Annotated in this window: 14 protein-coding genes; 11 read left to right on the forward strand and 3 right to left on the reverse strand. The window is 70.7% G+C overall.

Annotated features, from left to right (window positions below; translation table 11 throughout):
* The first annotated feature begins 1 nt into the window (after position 1).
* From metH to ACIPAE_RS15755, 3 genes are all read left to right on the forward strand, one after another.
* Positions 2-3532, forward strand: a complete 3531-nt coding sequence (gene metH / locus ACIPAE_RS15745) for a methionine synthase (protein WP_329371256.1) — start codon at positions 2-4, stop codon at positions 3530-3532.
* A gap of 142 nt (positions 3533-3674) precedes the next feature.
* The gene (locus ACIPAE_RS15750) at positions 3675-4379 is read left to right on the forward strand and encodes an HAD family phosphatase (protein WP_366414396.1); all 705 of its coding nucleotides are present in this window, start codon (positions 3675-3677) and stop codon (positions 4377-4379) included.
* A 210-nt stretch (positions 4380-4589) separates the two neighbouring features.
* Positions 4590-6185 (forward strand): ABC transporter substrate-binding protein, encoded by a 1596-nt coding sequence (locus tag ACIPAE_RS15755; protein WP_402445538.1) that lies wholly within the window; start codon positions 4590-4592, stop codon positions 6183-6185.
* A gap of 121 nt (positions 6186-6306) precedes the next feature.
* Here the strand turns inward: ACIPAE_RS15755 and ACIPAE_RS15760 are convergent, their stop codons facing one another.
* Positions 6307-6978: a response regulator transcription factor gene (locus tag ACIPAE_RS15760; RefSeq protein ID WP_328461965.1), complete on the reverse strand. Its 672-nt coding sequence runs from the start codon at positions 6976-6978 to the stop codon at positions 6307-6309.
* Positions 6979-6991: 13 nt separating this feature from the next.
* Positions 6992-8059, reverse strand: coding sequence for a RecB family exonuclease (locus ACIPAE_RS15765; RefSeq protein WP_402445540.1), 1068 nt, complete (start codon positions 8057-8059; stop codon positions 6992-6994).
* 133 nt (positions 8060-8192) lie between these two features.
* On the opposite strand from ACIPAE_RS15765, the gene ACIPAE_RS15770 reads away from it, so the two are divergent.
* The 3 genes from ACIPAE_RS15770 (at position 8193) to ACIPAE_RS15780 (ending at position 11264) form a co-directional block, all read left to right on the forward strand.
* Positions 8193-9413: a site-2 protease family protein gene (locus tag ACIPAE_RS15770; protein WP_329371263.1), complete on the forward strand. Its 1221-nt coding sequence runs from the start codon at positions 8193-8195 to the stop codon at positions 9411-9413.
* 127 nt (positions 9414-9540) lie between these two features.
* On the forward strand, positions 9541-10464 hold the full coding sequence (locus ACIPAE_RS15775; protein ID WP_329371264.1) for a tRNA (adenine-N1)-methyltransferase: 924 nt from the start codon (positions 9541-9543) through the stop codon (positions 10462-10464).
* 218 nt (positions 10465-10682) lie between these two features.
* Entirely contained in the window at positions 10683-11264 is a 582-nt protein-coding gene (locus ACIPAE_RS15780) for a hypothetical protein (RefSeq protein WP_329371266.1), read from the forward strand.
* A 48-nt stretch (positions 11265-11312) separates the two neighbouring features.
* Here ACIPAE_RS15780 and ACIPAE_RS15785 read toward each other — a convergent pair whose 3' ends face one another.
* Positions 11313-11615: a ferredoxin gene (locus ACIPAE_RS15785; RefSeq protein ID WP_328461960.1), complete on the reverse strand. Its 303-nt coding sequence runs from the start codon at positions 11613-11615 to the stop codon at positions 11313-11315.
* Positions 11616-11866: 251 nt separating this feature from the next.
* Between ACIPAE_RS15785 and arc the strand changes: the two genes are divergently transcribed.
* The 5 genes from arc (at position 11867) to prcA (ending at position 17373) form a co-directional block, all read left to right on the forward strand.
* A complete protein-coding gene (arc, locus tag ACIPAE_RS15790; RefSeq protein WP_328461959.1) occupies positions 11867-13633 on the forward strand; it encodes a proteasome ATPase in 1767 nt (588 codons plus the stop codon).
* Between the two features lie 93 nt (positions 13634-13726).
* A complete protein-coding gene (dop, locus tag ACIPAE_RS15795; RefSeq protein ID WP_328461958.1) occupies positions 13727-15238 on the forward strand; it encodes a depupylase/deamidase Dop in 1512 nt (503 codons plus the stop codon).
* 132 nt (positions 15239-15370) lie between these two features.
* Entirely contained in the window at positions 15371-15589 is a 219-nt protein-coding gene (locus ACIPAE_RS15800) for a ubiquitin-like protein Pup (protein WP_328461957.1), read from the forward strand.
* 107 nt (positions 15590-15696) lie between these two features.
* The gene (gene prcB / locus ACIPAE_RS15805) at positions 15697-16542 is read left to right on the forward strand and encodes a proteasome subunit beta (RefSeq protein ID WP_329371270.1); all 846 of its coding nucleotides are present in this window, start codon (positions 15697-15699) and stop codon (positions 16540-16542) included.
* Positions 16543-16623: 81 nt separating this feature from the next.
* Positions 16624-17373, forward strand: a complete 750-nt coding sequence (gene prcA / locus ACIPAE_RS15810) for a proteasome subunit alpha (RefSeq protein WP_329371272.1) — start codon at positions 16624-16626, stop codon at positions 17371-17373.
* Positions 17374-17387: the final 14 nt, after the last annotated feature.

The following is a 17387-nucleotide window of genomic DNA, read 5'->3' on the forward strand; positions in this document are numbered from 1 at the left end:
CATGGCTTTGCCGTCCCCCTCGTCCAGCCACGCCTCGTCCGCGTACGACGCGGCCCGGGTCACCGCCTTCCGTGAGGCGCTGGCCTCCCGCATCGTCGTCGCCGACGGCGCGATGGGCACGATGCTCCAGGCGCAGGACCCGACGCTGGACGACTTCCAGCAGCTCGAAGGCTGCAACGAGATCCTCAACGTCACCCGCCCGGACATCGTCCGCTCCGTCCACGAGGCGTACTTCGAGGCCGGAGTCGACTGCGTCGAGACCAACACCTTCGGCGCCAACCACTCGGCGATGACCGAGTACGACATCCCCGAGCGGATCGAGGAGCTGTCCGAGGCCGGCGCCCGGCTGGCCCGCGAGGTCGCCGACGGCTTCGCCGCCGACGGCCGCCGCCGCTTCGTGCTCGGCTCGATCGGCCCCGGCACCAAGCTGCCCACCCTCGGCCACACCGACTACGCCACCCTGCGCGACGGCTACCAGGCCAACGCGGCCGGCCTGATCGCCGGCGGCGCCGACGCGCTGGTCGTGGAGACCATGCAGGACCTGCTCCAGGTGAAGGCCGCGCTGGTCGGCTCGCGCCGCGCGATGGCCGCCGCCGGCGCCAACGTCCCGCTGATCTGCTCGGTGGCCGTCGAGACCACCGGCACCATGCTGCTCGGCTCCGAGATCGGCGCCGCCCTGACCGCGCTCGAACCGCTCGGCATCGACCTGATCGGCCTGAACTGCTCCACCGGCCCGGCCGAGATGAGCGAGCACCTGCGCTACCTCGCCCGCCACTCCCGCATCCCGCTGACCTGCATGCCCAACGCGGGCCTGCCGGTGCTGACCAAGGACGGCGCGCACTACCCGCTGTCCCCGTCCGAACTCGCCGACGCGCACGAGACGTTCGCCCGCGAGTACGGCCTGTCCCTGGTCGGCGGCTGCTGCGGCACCACCCCCGAGCACCTGCGCCAGCTGGTGGACCGGATCGGCGGCCACGACATCGCGCCGCGCGACCCGCGTCCCGAGCCGGGCGCCGCCTCCCTCTACCAGACCGTGCCGTTCCGCCAGGACACCTCGTACCTGGCGATCGGCGAGCGGACCAACGCCAACGGCTCCAAGAAGTTCCGCGAGGCGATGCTGGAGGGCCGCTGGGAGGACTGCGTGGAGATGGCCCGCGACCAGATCCGCGAGGGCGCCCACCTGCTCGACCTGTGCGTGGACTACGTCGGCCGGGACGGCGTCGCCGACATGGCCGAGATCGCCGGCCGGTTCGCCACCGCCTCCACCCTGCCGATCGTGCTGGACTCCACCGAGGTGGACGTGCTGCGGGCCGGGCTGGAGAAGCTCGGCGGCCGCGCGGTGCTCAACTCGGTCAACTACGAGGACGGCGACGGCCCCGAGTCCCGCTTCGCCCGCGTCACCGCGCTCGCCGCCGAGCACGGCGCCGCCCTGATCGCGCTGACCATCGACGAGGAGGGGCAGGCGCGTACCGTCGAGAAGAAGGTCGCGATCGCCGAGCGGCTGATCGACGACCTCACCGGCAACTGGGGCATCCGCGAGTCCGACATCCTCATCGACTGCCTGACCTTCACCATCTGCACCGGCCAGGAGGAGTCCCGCAAGGACGGCATCGCCACCATCGAGGCGATCCGCGAACTCAAGCGCCGCCACCCCGACGTGCAGACCACGCTCGGCCTGTCCAACATCTCCTTCGGCCTCAACCCGGCCGCCCGCACCGCGCTGAACTCGGTCTTCCTCGACGAGTGCGTCAAGGCCGGGCTCGACTCCGCGATCGTGCACGCCGCCAAGATCCTGCCGATCGCCCGCATCCCCGAGGAGCAGCGCCAGGCCGCGTACGACCTGGTCTACGACAAGCGCGCCGAGGGGTACGACCCGCTGCAGAAGCTGATGGAGCTCTTCGAGGGCGTCGACTCCAAGTCGCTGAAGGCCGGCCGCGCCGAGGAGCTGATGGCGCTGCCGCTGGACGAGCGGCTCCAGCGCCGGATCATCGACGGCGAGAAGAACGGCCTGTCCGCGGACCTGGACGAGGCACTGGCCGAGCGCTCCGCCCTGGACATCGTCAACGACACGCTGCTGGCCGGCATGAAGGTGGTCGGCGAGCTGTTCGGCTCCGGCCAGATGCAGCTGCCGTTCGTGCTCCAGTCCGCCGAGGTGATGAAGACCGCGGTCGCCTACCTGGAACCGCACATGGAGAAGGTGGCCGACGGCGAGGAGGCCGGCAAGGGCACGATCGTGCTGGCCACCGTCCGCGGCGACGTGCACGACATCGGCAAGAACCTGGTCGACATCATCCTGTCCAACAACGGCTACAACGTGGTCAACCTGGGCATCAAGCAGCCGGTCTCCTCGATCCTGGAGGCGGCCCAGGAGAACCGCGCCGACGTGATCGGGATGTCCGGGCTGCTGGTGAAGTCCACCGTGATCATGAAGGAGAACCTGGAGGAGCTCAACCAGCGCGGCCTGTCGGCGAAGTACCCGGTGATCCTCGGCGGCGCCGCCCTCACCCGCGCCTACGTCGAGCAGGACCTGCACGAGATCTACGCCGGCGAGGTCCGCTACGCCCGCGACGCCTTCGAGGGGCTGCGGCTGATGGACGCGCTGATCGGCGTCAAGCGCGGGGTGCCCGGCGCGGCGCTGCCGGAGCTGAAGGCCCGCCGGGTGCCCAAGCGGGAGCAGCCCGAGCAGCCGGAAGAGCCCAACCTGGGCCAGGTCCGCTCCGACGTCGCCGTCGACAACCCGGTGCCGGCCCCGCCGTTCTGGGGCAGCCGGGTGGTCAAGGGCATCCAGCTCGCCGACTACTCCTCCTGGCTGGACGAGGGCGCCCTCTTCAAGGGCCAGTGGGGCCTGAAGCAGTCCCGCGCGGACGGCCCGAGCTACGAGGAACTGGTCGAGTCCGAGGGCCGCCCCCGGCTGCGCGGCCTGCTCACCAAACTCCAGTCCGAGCACCTGCTGGAGGCAGCCGTCACCTACGGCTACTTCCCGTGCGTCTCCAAGGGCGACGACCTCATCGTGCTGCACGAGGACGGCACCGAGCGCACCCGCTTCACCTTCCCGCGCCAGCGGCGCGGCCGGCGGCTGTGCCTGGCCGACTTCTTCCGCCCCGAGGACTCCGGCGAGACCGACGTGGTCGGCTTCCAGGTGGTCACCGTCGGCAACCGCGTCTCCGAGGCCGCCAACGAGCTGTTCGCCGCCGACTCCTACCGCGACTACCTGGAGCTGCACGGCCTGTCCGTGCAGCTCGCCGAGGCGCTCGCCGAGTACTGGCACGCCCGGGTCAGGGCCGAACTCGGCTACGCCGGCGAGGACCCCTCCGCCGTCACCGACATGTTCGACCTGAAGTACCGCGGCGCCCGCTTCTCGCTGGGCTACGGCGCCTGCCCCGACCTGGAGGACCGGGCGAAGATCGCCGACCTGCTGGAGCCGGAGCGGATCGGCGTCAAGCTCTCCGAGGAGTTCCAGCTCCACCCCGAGCAGTCCACCGACGCGATCATCATCCACCACCCCGAGGCGAAGTACTTCAACGCCCGCTGACCAGCGGTTCGCCTGTCGTTCAGCGGTCCGCAACGGCCCGACGTACACTGGTGGGTCCGGCAGAGGCCGGTCGCCTCCCCGCGCTGTTCAGCGGGGTGCGGCGACCGGCCTCTGTGTCCCCCAGAACCGAGGAGTGGGGCCTATGACGAGCAGCATCCCGGTCGCCGACACCCGTGCGGCGAAGGGGCCCGGCGGCCCCTGGGCCGTGCTCCTGGACCTGGACGGCACCCTGGTGGACACCGAGGGCCTGTGGTGGGCGGCGGAGTCCGAGGTCTTCGCGGACCTCGGCCACGTGCTGGACGAGGCGCACCGCGCGGTGGTGGTCGGGGGCCCGATGGCCCGCAGCGTGGGCCACCTGATCGACGTCACCGGCGCCACCGCTCCGGCGGCCGAGCTGATGACCGCCATCAACAGCCGCTTCGAGCACCTGGTCGCTCAGGGCGCGCCGCTGATGCCCGGTGCCCGCCGGCTGCTGACCGACCTGGTCGCGCACGCCGTGCCCACCGCGCTGGTGTCCGCCTCGCACCGCCGCACCATCGACGTCATGCTGCGCTCGCTCGGCCCCGAGCACTTCGCCTTCACGCTGGCCGGCGACGAGATCGGCCGCACCAAGCCGCACCCGGACCCGTATCTGGCCGCCGCCGCCCGGCTCGGTACCGACCCCGCGCACTGCGTGGTCGTCGAGGACACCCTCACCGGTGTCGCGTCCGCGGAGGCGGCCGGCTGCCGGGTGGTCGCGGTGCCGTCGGTGGTGCCGATCCCGCCCGCGCCGGGACGGACCGTGGTCCGGTCGCTGGAGGACCTCACCGTCCCTTTTCTGCGCTCCTTGCGCACGTCCCTTCACTGAGTGTGCCGCCGGGGCGGTTCCGCTCGTCGGGACCGCCAACTTTGGCCACCCGTTGGTGCTGATCACCGGCAACCTCGGTATCGTCGCCCCAGCGTGCCCCGCGCTGCCTCCAGCCCGTACACCTGCGATCCGGGTGCGCGGGCGGCCTTGTTGGGCCTTATGGGCGCGTCACGAGCCCCCGGCACATGCGCAAGAGGAGAACGACCAACGATGAACCGCAAGCTTCTGGTGCTGCCGGCCCTGCTCGGCGCGTTGGCACCCGCGATCACCGGGTGCGGCAGTTCCGGCGGCAGCGGCGGCAGTGGCAAACCCATCGTCGTCGGTACCACCGACAGCATCGAGCTGACCAAGGACAACCCGGCGCCGCTCGACCCGGCGACGTCGTACGACAGCGCGACCTGGAACGTGTTCTACAACACCTTCCAGATGCTGCTGACCTACCAGCGCGGCAGCACCACGCCGACCCCCGACGCCGCCAAGGAGTGCCACTACGCGGGCACTTCGGGTCTGACGTACCAGTGCACGATGCGGGACGGCGAGAAGTTCTCCACCGGCCGTTCCCTCACCTCCACCGACGTGAAGTTCTCCGTCGACCGTATGCAGAAGATCCACTGGTCCGACGGCCCGTCGTCGCTCATATCCGACGTCAAGAGCGTGGACGCGCCCGACCCGCAGACGGTGGTCTTCCACCTCAAGCATCCCGACGCGACGTTCCCGGCGAAGCTCGCCACCCCGGCCGCCGCGATCGTCGACAGCACGGTCTACCCGGCGAAGAAGCCGTACACCGGCTGGCGGCTGGTCGGCTCCGGCCCGTACAAGCTGGACTCCTGGACCGCGGGCAAGCAGGCGGTGTTCTCCAAGAACTCGCACTACGACGGCACGCTGAAGATGCACAACAGCGCCGTCACCCTCAAGATGTTCGCGGACTCCAACAAGATGGAGGACGCGATCAAGTCCGGCCAGCTGGACGTGATGAGCCGGCAGCTGTCGCCGGACCAGATCCAGGCTCTGCAGAGCAACCCGGACCCGGACTTCAAGCTCACCCAGTCCTCCGGCGGCGAGGCCCGCTACCTCTTCCTCAACACCGACGCGCCGTCGCTGAAGAAGGTCGCGGTCCGCCAGGCGATGGCCCAGCTCATCGACCGGCAGGCGATCACCCGCGACGTCTACCAGCGCACCGCGGTGCCGCTGTACTCGGTGGTCCCGCAGGGCATCACCACGCACGTCAACTCGTTCTACGACACCTACGGCGAGCCCAGCGTCAAGAACGCGCAGAAGACGCTCAGGGACGCCGGCATCACCAGCAAGGTGCCGCTGACCATCAACTTCCGCCGCGACAACGGCGGCACCATGAACAAGGCCGAGGCCGAGGCGATCGCGAAGCAGCTCGACGTGTCCGGGCTCTTCGACGTCCACGTCGAGGCCGAGCAGTGGAACGCCTTCCTGAAGGCCGCCGGCGAGGGCAAGTACCAGGTCTTCGCGCTGAGCTGGCTGCCGGACTTCCCGGACCCGGACAACTACATCGCCCCGTTCTTCGACAAGGAGACGTTCATCCCGCTGCCGTACAACCTGACGGAGATCCGGAACACGATCCTGCCGGAGACCCGCAGCCAGGCCCAGCGCAGCGCCACCACCGACGCGTTCGGCGCGGCGCAGAAGCTGGTCGCGGAGCAGGTGCCGATGCTCCCGCTGTGGCAGGCGAACCAGTACATCGCCGCCCGCAACGACATCACCGGCGCGGAGTGGGCGCTCAACGCCTCGACCACCACGCAGTTCTGGGAGCTGGGCCGCGGCGCCTCCGGCTGACCGCGCACCCGCCCCACGGCGAACGCCCCCGCGACGAGCCCGGAAGGGCCGCGCGGGGGCGTTCGCGTGTGCGGGTGGCTGCCCGCGGGTGTACCGGGACCCGGGCGCGCCGGGCGGGGCCTCAGCTCGCGCCGGGGCGCACCAGGCCGCTCTCGTACGCGTACACCGCCGCCTGCACCCGGTCGCGCAGGCCCAGCTTGGTGAGCACATGGCCGACGTGGGTCTTCACCGTGGTCTCGCTGACGAACAGCTCCGCGGCGATCTCCGCGTTCGACAGGCCGCGGGCGACCAGCTTGAGCACCTCGACCTCGCGCTCGGTCAGCGCGTGCAGCGGCTGCGGCACCGACTCCTCGCCCGACGGCAGCCGGCCGGCGTACTTGTCCAGCAGCCGCCGGGTGATGCTCGGCGCGAGCATCGCCTCGCCGGCGGCCACCACCCGGATCGCCTGCACCAGTTCAGCGGCCGGCGCGTCCTTGAGCAGGAAGCCGCTGGCCCCGGCGCGCAGCGCCTCCACCACGTACTCGTCCAGGTCGAAGGTGGTCAGCACCAGCACCTTCGCCGGGCCCGACCGGTCCGGGCCGGTGATCTGGCGGGTCGCCTCGACGCCGTCCATCCGGGGCATGCGGATGTCCATCAGCACCACGTCGGGCTGCAACGCCCGCACCTGGTCCAGCGCCTGCTGGCCGTCACCGGCCTCACCGACCACGGCCAGGTCCGGCTCGGCCTCCAGGATCATCCGGAAGCCGGTGCGCAACAGGGGCTGGTCGTCCACCAACAGGACGCGGATCGCCACGAGTACTCCTTCGCTAGACCGGACCATTCTCGCCCACGGCGGGCCCGGTCCCGGCGATGCGCGCCAGCGGGTACGGCGGGGGAGTCCCGCCGAACTCCGGGCACAGCGCCTGGTGGTCGCACCAGCCGCACAGCGGGGTCCGCCGCGGCCGCCAGTCACCGCTGGCCGTCGCCTCCTGGATCGCCTCCCACAGCGACAGCAACCGCCGCTCGGTGCGCAGCAGGTCGGCCTCCGACGGGTCGTAGGTCCGTACGTCGCCGCTGCCGAGGTAGACCAGCTGGAGCCGGCGCGGCACCACCCCGCGCAGCCGCCACAGCACCAGGGCGTAGAAGCGCATCTGGAAGAGCGGCTCGTCGGCGTACTCGGGGCGGGGGGCCTTGCCGGTCTTGTAGTCCACCACCCGCAGGTCCCCGGTGGCCGGTGCCACGTCCAGCCGGTCGACGTAGCCGCGCAGGGTCAGGCCGGACTCCAGCACCGTCTCCACGTACAGCTCGCGCTCGGCGGGCTCAAGGCGGGTCGGGTCCTCCAGGGTGAACCAGCGCTCCACCAGCCGCTCGGCACTCTCCAGCCAGGCCGACAGCGCCGCCGCGTCGAGCGCGCCCTCGGCCGCGGTGAACAGCCCGGCCAGCTCGGGACGGGCCGCCAGCAGCCGCTGCCACTCGCCGGGCACCATCGCCCGGGCCCGCTCGGGTGTGCGCTCCACCGCCGGGGCGTCGAACAGCCGCTCCAGCACCGCGTGGACGACGGTGCCGCGGGTCGCCGCCTCGCTCGGCTTCTCCGGCAGCCGGTCGATCACCCGCAGCCGGTACAGCAGCGGGCAGCGCATGAAGTCCGCGGCCCGCGACGGCGAGAGCGACACCGGCGGGCGCGGCGGCAGGCCCCCGCGGGGCCCGCCCTCCGGCGGCACCGGCCCGCTCTCCGGGGGCACCGGCCCGCCCTCCGGCCGGCTCGGCCCGGCCTCCGGGGAGGTCCGCCCGGCCGGGACCAGCCCGGGCGCGGGTTCGGGCGGCGCGCCCTCGGGCGGGACGGGGCCGGGTGACGCGCTGTCGGGAGTTCGGGTGCTGTCGGCGGGGGTCCCCATGGCAGACGACCTTACGGCCTGGCACCGACACGGACACGCGCCGGTGTGCGCCGATCGGCTGGGCAATACCATGGGGGCGATGCCCCTCGTGCCGCATGATCGGCACGGGGGTCTGTTTTCAGAAGGGGAACCAGTGAGCGAGAGCGGCCGTCCGCCGTCCCAGAACACCCGCACCCCGGGCCGAGGTGGCGACGACGGCACCGACAAGCAGCCGAGGGAGCCCGGCGGCGGCATCCTGATGGGCCGGTTCCTCGGCGTCCCGATCTACGTCGCCCCGAGCTGGTTCCTGGTCGCCGCCCTGATCACCTGGGTCTTCGGCGGGCAGCTCGACACCGTGCTGCCCGAACTCGGCCGGGTCCGCTACCTCGTGTCGCTCTTCTTCGCGGTCGCCTTCTACGCCTCGGTGCTGGTGCACGAACTGGCCCACACCGTGGCCGCGATCCGCTTCGACCTGCCGGTGCGCCGCATCCAGCTCCAGTTCTTCGGCGGCGTCTCCGAGATCGAGAAGGACTCCGACACCCCCGGCCGCGAGTTCATGCTCGCCTTCGTCGGGCCGCTGCTGTCGCTGGTGCTCGCCGGCGTCTTCTTCGGCGGGATGCAGCTCGTCGAGCGCGGCACCGTGCCCGGGGTGCTGCTCGCCGGGCTGATGATCAGCAACCTGATCGTGGCGATCTTCAACTTCCTGCCCGGGCTGCCGCTGGACGGCGGCCGCATGCTGCGGGCCGTGGTCTGGAAGTTCAGCGGCAACCCGATGAAGGGCACCGTCGCCGCCGCCTGGGCCGGCCGGGTGCTGGCCCTGGCCGTCCTGATCGGGCTGCCGATGCTCTCCTACGCCCGGGGCAACGGCGAGAGCGGCGCGGACTCCCTCACCGACGCGCTGCTCGCCGCGATCCTCGCCGCGATCATGTGGACCGGCGCCGGCAACGGGCTGCGCATGGCCCGGCTGCGCGAGCGCCTGCCGGACCTGCGGGCCCGCACGCTCACCCGGCGGGCCGTCCCGGTCTCCTCCGACACCCCGCTGTCCGAGGCGCTGCGCCGCGCCAACGAAGCTGGCGCCCGCGCCCTGGTCGTGGTGGACGGCAAGGGCGACCCGACCGCGCTCGTCCGGGAGTCGGCGATCATCTCGGTGCCCGAGCACCGGCGCCCCTGGGTCGCGGTCAGCGGCCTGTCCAACGACCTGCGGCCCGGGATGCGGGTCTCCGCCGACCTCACCGGCGAGGAACTCCTCGACACCCTGCGGGCCACCCCCTCCACCGAGTACCTCGTGGTCGAGCCCACCGGAGAGATCTACGGCGTGCTGTCCACCGCCGACGTGGAACGCGCCTTCGTGGCCGCCATGTCCCGGGCGGCCTGAGCCGCCGGGCTCGACCCGCGCTGCTCGACCCGCGCTGCTCGACCCGCGCGGCCTGATCGGTCGCCCGGTTCGCCGGCGGGCCCCGGGCCCGTCCGAAGGGGCCCCGGCCAGCGACTAGGGTGGTCCTATGTCCGAACCGACTGGTGCAGCCCGCAGGCGCGGGCCTTTCAGAGTCGGGGACCAGGTCCAGCTCACCGACCCCAAGGGACGCCACTACACGTTCACGCTCGAAGCCGGAAAGCAGTTCCACACCCACAAGGGCGCTTTCCCGCACGACGAGCTGATCGGTGCCCCCGAGGGCAGTGTGGTGCGGACCACGGGAAACGTCGCCTACCTCGCGCTGCGCCCCCTGCTCCCCGACTACGTCCTGTCCATGCCCCGCGGCGCCGCCGTGGTCTACCCCAAGGACGCGGGGCAGATCCTGGCGATGGCCGACATCTTCCCCGGGGCCCGGGTGGTCGAGGCAGGCGTCGGCTCCGGCTCGCTGAGCAGCTTCCTGCTCCGCGCCATCGGCGACCACGGCATGCTGCACAGCTACGAGCGCCGGGCGGACTTCGCCGAGATCGCCACCCAGAACGTCGAGCGCTACTTCGGCGGGCCGCACCCGGCCTGGCAGCTCACCGTCGGCGACCTCCAGGACCACCTCTCCGACACCGACGTCGACCGGGTCATCCTCGACATGCTCGCGCCCTGGGAGTGCCTGGAGCCCGTCGCCAAGGCGCTGGTGCCCGGCGGCATCCTGTGCGCCTACGTGGCCACCACCACCCAGCTCGCCCGCACCGTGGAGGCGATCCGCGAGCACGGCACGTTCAACGAGCCGGCCGCCTGGGAGTCGATGGTGCGCACCTGGCACGTCGAGGGACTCGCGGTGCGCCCGGACCACCGGATGATCGGCCACACCGGCTTCCTGCTCACCGCCCGCCGCCTCGCCGACGGCGTCGAGCCGCCGCTGCGCCGCCGCCGCCCCGCCAAGGGCGCCTACGGCGAGGACTACACCGGGCCGGGCAGCGGCAGCGGCAGCGGGAACGGGACAGCCGAAGCCGAGAGCTGAGACCCGTTTTCGGCCAACTTCACCGCGCCGCCGCTGGTTTGTCCTTCCGGACACCGGCGGCGGCGCGCGACGTTTCCGGCCGCTCCGGCCCGCCCCCGTCAGAACCCCCACCGGCATCCCCACCGGACCACCCCGGCACCCCGCCGTTCCGCGCCGATGTGACGTGTGGCACCATGCTGGCCACCCCCGCAGACCAGAACCCCCCAGGAGTCAGGCGAGTGCAGCCCTCCGCAGGTCCGGCCCTCCCGCACACGCACAGCCGCGCCGTGCACTGGATCACCACCGCCGCGGCCCTGGGCGCCCTGGTCGCGGCCGTGGCCGTGGTGCAGCCCGCCGACGCCAGCCCCAAGGCCGACGCCAGACCGCCGGCGCCGTCCGGGCCGCCGGTGCCGGCCCCCGACCCGCACGCCGCGACCTACCCGCTGACCTGCGCCCCCGGCGCCAAGGCCGAGGTGATCTCGCAGGTCAGCGCCGACTTCGACGGCGACGGGCGCCCCGAGACCGCCGTGGTGGTCCGCTGCCACTCCGACACCGGCACCCCGCCCAGCGGCGTGTACGTCCTGTCCGCGCCCGCCCACCCGGGCGGCGCCCCCAAGATCGCGGTCACGCTGGTCAACCCCAAGGACGACCGGCAGATCTCCGACTTCCGGCTCGACGGCGACAGCGTCAAGGCCACCGTGCTCGGCTTCTCCAGCGACGACACCCCGCGCTGCTGCCCCGACCTGAAGCGCACCTACACCTGGGAGTGGCGCGACGGCCGCTACGTGGCGCTGCCCGGCCCGGCCTCCAACGCCATCTGACGGCGCCCTGGCCCACCGGCCGGCCCCGCCCGGGGCCGGCCCCCTCGCTCAGTCCGCCGCCGGGCCGTACACCTCGACCTGGTCGGCGGCCCGCCGCACGTGGATGCACTCGCCCGGGCACTCCTTGGCCGAGTCCACGACATCCGTCAGCAGCGGCAGCGGTACGGGTACGGTGGCACCAGGGGACTGGAGCAGCTCGTCGTCCGAACCCTTGACGTACGCCAGGCCGTCGATGTCCAACTCGAAAACCTCGGGCGCGTACTGGACGCAGATCCCGTCGCCCGTACACAGGTCCTGGTCGATCCAGACCTCAAGTGCCTCGGCTGTGCCCTGGCCCTGGCTGTCGCTCACGGAACCCATCCCTGCCGTTCGTCGTTCGGGAATCATCGGGGAAGCAACAGCCCTCGGCGGCTGTTGACCGAAACGACGATACAACCGGCGGCTTTCGGATGGAGATCGGCGGGTATCTCAGTGGCGAAGGGACGTACGCAAGGGTGAAGATCGGACACACCGCGATCGTCTTTGTGATCTAGGGGTTTCAACCCCTACCAGCCCAGGTAGGGTCTGGGAACGTCCAGCTCCCCTTGGAGGAGGTGAGGACCGTGGCGGCCCACGACGACGAATTCAACCGTGGCGGCCGACCCGCTCGTGGTTCGGAAGACCCCATGAGCCAGGTCGCCTTTCTTGAGCAGGAGATCGCCGTCCTGCGACGCAAGCTCGCCGACTCTCCGCGGCACACGAGGATTCTCGAGGAGAGGATCGTCGAGCTGCAGACCAACCTGGCCGGCGTCTCCGCACAGAACGAACGGCTTGCGAACACGCTCCGCGAGGCCCGCGACCAGATCGTGGCCCTCAAGGAGGAGGTCGACCGGCTCGCGCAGCCGCCGGCCGGCTTCGGAGTGTTCCTCCAGGCCAATGAGGACGGCACCGCCGACATCTTCACCGGCGGCCGCAAACTGCGGGTCAACGTCAGCCCGTCCGTCGAACTCGACGACGTCAAGCGCGGCCAGGAGCTGATGCTCAACGAGGCGCTGAACGTGGTCGAGGCGATGGAGTTCGAGCTGGTCGGCGACATCGTCACGCTCAAGGAGATCCTTGAGGACGGCGAGCGCGCCCTGGTGATCGGGCACACCGACGAGGAGCGTGTGGTCCGGCTCGCCGAGCCGCTGCTCGACGGCACCCTGCGCACCGGCGACGCGCTGCTGCTCGAACCCCGCTCGGGATACGTCTACGAACGCGTGCCCAAGAGCGAGGTCGAGGAGCTGGTCCTCGAAGAGGTCCCCGACATCGACTACCGGCAGATCGGCGGCCTCGGCAACCAGATCGAGCAGATCCGCGACGCGGTCGAACTGCCCTACCTGCACGCCGACCTCTTCAAGGAGTACGAACTGCGGCCGCCCAAGGGTGTGCTGCTGTACGGCCCGCCCGGCTGCGGCAAGACGCTCATCGCCAAGGCGGTCGCCAACTCGCTGGCCAAGAAGGTCGCCGAGGTCACCGGCCAGCCGCAGGGCAAGAGCTACTTCCTGAACATCAAGGGTCCCGAGCTGCTCAACAAGTACGTGGGCGAGACCGAGCGGCAGATCCGCCTGGTCTTCCAGCGGGCCCGGGAGAAGGCGTCCGAGGGCACCCCCGTCATCGTCTTCTTCGACGAGATGGAGTCCCTCTTCCGCACCCGCGGCTCCGGTGTCAGCTCCGACGTGGAGAACACCATCGTCCCCCAGCTCCTCGCCGAGATCGACGGCGTCGAGGGACTGGAGAACGTCATCGTGATCGGCGCCTCCAACCGCGAGGACATGATCGACCCCGCCATCCTGCGGCCCGGCCGCCTGGATGTGAAGATCAAGATCGAGCGTCCGGACGCCGAGGCGGCCAAGGACATCTTCACCAAGTACCTTCTCGACACCCTCCCGCTGCACTCCGACGACCTCGCCGAGCACGGCCAGTCCCCGGCCGGCACCGTGGACGCCATGATCCAGTCGGTGGTCGAGCGGATGTACTCCGAGACCGAGGAGAACCGCTTCCTGGAGGTCACCTATGCCAACGGTGACAAGGAGGTCCTGTACTTCAAGGACTTCAACTCCGGGGCGATGATCCAGAACATCGTGGACCGGGCGAAGAAGATGGCCATCAAGGACTTCCTCGACCACGACCAGCGCGGGCTCCGCGTCAACCACCTGCTCGCCGCCTGTGTCGACGAGTTCAAGGAGAACGAGGACCTGCCGAACACCACCAACCCCGACGACTGGGCGCGGATCTCCGGTAAGAAGGGCGAGCGGATCGTCTTCATCCGCACCCTGGTGACCGGAAAGCAGGGGGCGGACACCGGACGCTCCATCGACACCGTGGCGAACACCGGACAGTATCTGTAAGCACTACCCTCCGGCTGCGGGTCCCGACCAGCGGGTACCCGCAGCCGGTGTGTTTTCGGCTCGGATGGGCCGGAGCAGGGCAAGGAGGGCCGCATGACCGTACGGCGAGTAATGGGCATCGAGACGGAGTACGGCATCTCCGTCCCCGGCCACCCCAACGCCAATGCCATGCTCACCTCGTCCCAGATCGTCAACGCCTACGCGGCGGCGATGCACCGGGCGCGGCGCGCCCGCTGGGACTTCGAGGAGGAGAACCCGCTGCGGGACGCCCGCGGCTTCGACCTCGCCCGGGAGGCGGCTGACTCCACCCAGCTCACCGACGAGGACATCGGCCTCGCCAACGTGATCCTCACCAACGGCGCCCGGCTCTACGTCGACCACGCCCATCCGGAGTACTCCTCGCCGGAGATCACCAATCCGCGCGACGCGGTGCTGTGGGACAAGGCCGGCGAGCGGATCATGGCCGAGGCGGCGGTGCGCGCCGCGCAGCTGCCCGGTGCCCAGCAGATCCTGCTCTACAAGAACAACACCGACAACAAGGGCGCCTCCTACGGCACCCACGAGAACTACCTGATGCGCCGGGAGACCCCGTTCTCGGACATCGTCCGGCACCTGACGCCGTTCTTCGTCTCCCGGCAGGTGGTCACCGGCGCGGGCCGGGTCGGCATCGGCCAGGACGGCCACGACGACGGGTTCCAGCTCAGCCAGCGCGCGGACTACTTCGAGGTCGAGGTCGGCCTGGAGACCACCCTCAAGCGCCCCATCATCAACACCCGCGACGAGCCGCACTCCGACGCGGAGAAGTACCGCCGGCTGCACGTCATCATCGGCGACGCCAACCTGTCGGAGATCTCCACCTACCTCAAGCTGGGCACCACCTCGCTGGTGCTGTCCATGATCGAGGAGGGGTTCATCAAGGTGGACCTCGCGGTGGACCAGCCGGTGCGGACCCTGCACGAGGTCTCCCACGACCCCGGGCTGCAACGGCTCGTCACGCTCCGCAACGGCCGGAAGTTGACCGCTGTACAACTTCAGATGGAGTACTTCGACCTCGCCCGCAAGTACGTCGAGGAGCGCTACGGCAGCGACGCCGACGAGCAGACCAGGGACGTGCTCGCCCGCTGGGAGGACGTCCTGGGCCGCCTGGAGAGCGACCCGATGAGCCTGGCCGGCGAGCTGGACTGGGTGGCCAAGCTGGAGCTGCTGGAGGGCTACCGGCGCCGCGACAACCTGGACTGGGACGCCGCCCGCCTGCACCTGGTCGACCTCCAGTACGCCGACGTACGTCCCGACAAGGGTCTGTACAACCGCCTGGCGGCCCGCGGGCGGATCAAGAGGCTGCTGACCGAGGAGGAGGTCCTGCGGGCCGTACAGCGGCCGCCGGAGGACACCAGGGCCTACTTCCGAGGCCGCTGCCTGGAGCAGTACGCCGACGACGTGGCCGCCGCGTCCTGGGACTCGGTGATCTTCGACCTGCCGGGCCATGACTCCTTGCAGCGCGTCCCCACCCTCGAACCGCTGCGGGGCACCCGCAACCACGTGAAAGAGCTGCTCGACCGCTGTCGTACGGCCGAGGAACTGGTCCGCATCCTGTCCGGGGGATGATCCGCGGCTGAAACGGTCCAGAACCGGGAATCAAGTCCGTAGCACTCGGACGTTGTCGTATTCGAGGGCCGCAGTCGGACCCTCCTTGTAGGGTCTGATCTTGTACGCACGCAACCGAGCGGGGTGAGGGACATGGCTACCAAGGACACCGACGGCGGACAGCAGCGGGCTACGCGTTCCACGGACGAGGTCGAGGAGGTCCAGGAGGACGCCAAGGCCGCCGACGACCTCAAGGAACGCCAGGAGAAGCTTTCGGACGACGTGGACTCGGTTCTCGACGAGATCGACGACGTCCTGGAGGAGAACGCCGAGGACTTCGTGCGCTCCTTCGTCCAGAAGGGCGGCGAGTAGCCGCTCGCCGTCCGTCCGCCCCGCGTCCCCCGGACCGCGGGGCGGATGGACGCCGGGCCCATGGGTAGGGTCCGTAGCAAACACCATGATCGTGTGGAAGGAATCGCGTGGAAGCCAACACTCGTAAGCCCGGGCATCTGCCGGCTGCCTTCCTGACGCCCGGCTCGTCGTCGTTCCTCGACTTCCTGGGCGAGCACTCGCCCGAGCTGCTGCCGGGGAACCGCGCGCTGCCGGCGGTCAAGGGAGCGGTCGAACTGCCGCACGGCACCACCATCGTGGCCGCCGTCTTCGACTCCGGCGTCGTGCTCGCCGGTGACCGCCGCGCCACCATGGGCAACGTCATCGCCCAGCGGGACATCGAGAAGGTCTTCCCGGCCGACGAGTTCTCCGCGGTCGGCATCGCCGGCACCGCCGGCCTCGCGGTCGAGATGGTCAAGCTCTTCCAGCTGGAGCTGGAGCACTACGAGAAGATCGAGGGCGCCACCCTCTCCCTGGAGGGCAAGGCCAACCGCCTGTCCACCATGATCCGCGGCAACCTCGCGATGGCCCTGCAGGGCCTCGCCGTGGTCCCGCTCTTCGCCGGCTACGACACGGACCGCGCCAAGGGCCGGATCTTCTCCTACGACGTCACCGGCGGCCGCAGCGAGGAGGCGAACTTCGCCTCCACCGGCTCCGGTTCGGTCTTCGCCCGCGGCGCCCTGAAGAAGCTCTACCGCAAGGACCTGACCGAGCAGCAGACCGTCACCGCCGTCATCCAGGCGCTGTACGACGCGGCCGACGACGACTCGGCCACCGGCGGCCCCGACCTGACCAGGCGGATCTACCCGATCGTCACCGTCATCACCGAGGACGGCTTCCGCCGGCTCGACGAGTCCGACGTCGCCGCGATCGCCCGCTCGGTGCTCGACGGCCGGCTCGAACACCCCGACGGCCCGCAGGCCGAGGTGCTGTGACGCCCGTTCACCCGCCGCGCCCCCCGCGCCCCTTGACCCACCACGCAGCGCCGACGACAGCAGAAAGGCACGGTTGAGCCGGTGTCCACGCCGTTTTACGTTTCGCCCCAGCAGGCAATGGCGGACCGCGCGGAGTACGCCCGCAAGGGCATCGCGCGCGGCCGCAGTGTCGTGGTCCTCCAGTACACCGACGGCATCGTCTTCGTCGCCGAGAACCCGTCCCGGGCGCTGCACAAGGTCAGCGAGATCTACGACCGGATCGCCTTCGCCGCCGTCGGCAAGTACAACGAGTTCGAGAACCTCCGGATCGGCGGCGTCCGCTACGCCGACCTGCGCGGCTACACCTACGACCGGAACGACGTCACCGCCCGCGGCCTCGCCAACGTCTACGCGCAGACCCTCGGCACCATCTTCTCCAGCGTCGGCGAGAAGCCGTACGAAGTGGAGCTGATCGTCGCGGAGGTGGGTGCCGCTCCCGAGGACGACCAGATCTACCGCCTGCCGCACGACGGTTCCATCGTCGACGAGCACGGCGCGGTCGCCGTCGGCGGGAACTCCGACCAGATCGGCAGCTACCTCGACCAGCGGCACCGTGACGGGATGACCCTCGCGGAGGCGCTGGCGCTGGCCGTCGAGTCGCTCGGGCGGGACTCCAACGGCGGCAGCGACCGGCAGCTCACCGCCGAGCAGCTCGAAGTCGCGGTGCTGGACCGGACCCGGCCGCAGCAGCGGAAGTTCAAGCGGATTCTGGGCCGCCAACTGTCCCGCCTGCTCGACACCGAAAGCGCGTCCACCACGAAAACGGACGAGCCCTCCGACGACGAGGAGTAGGGCGTTCCCCGCGC

This window comes from Streptomyces sp. NPDC087270 (assembly GCF_044744625.1).
Lineage (GTDB): Bacteria > Actinomycetota > Actinomycetes > Streptomycetales > Streptomycetaceae > Actinacidiphila.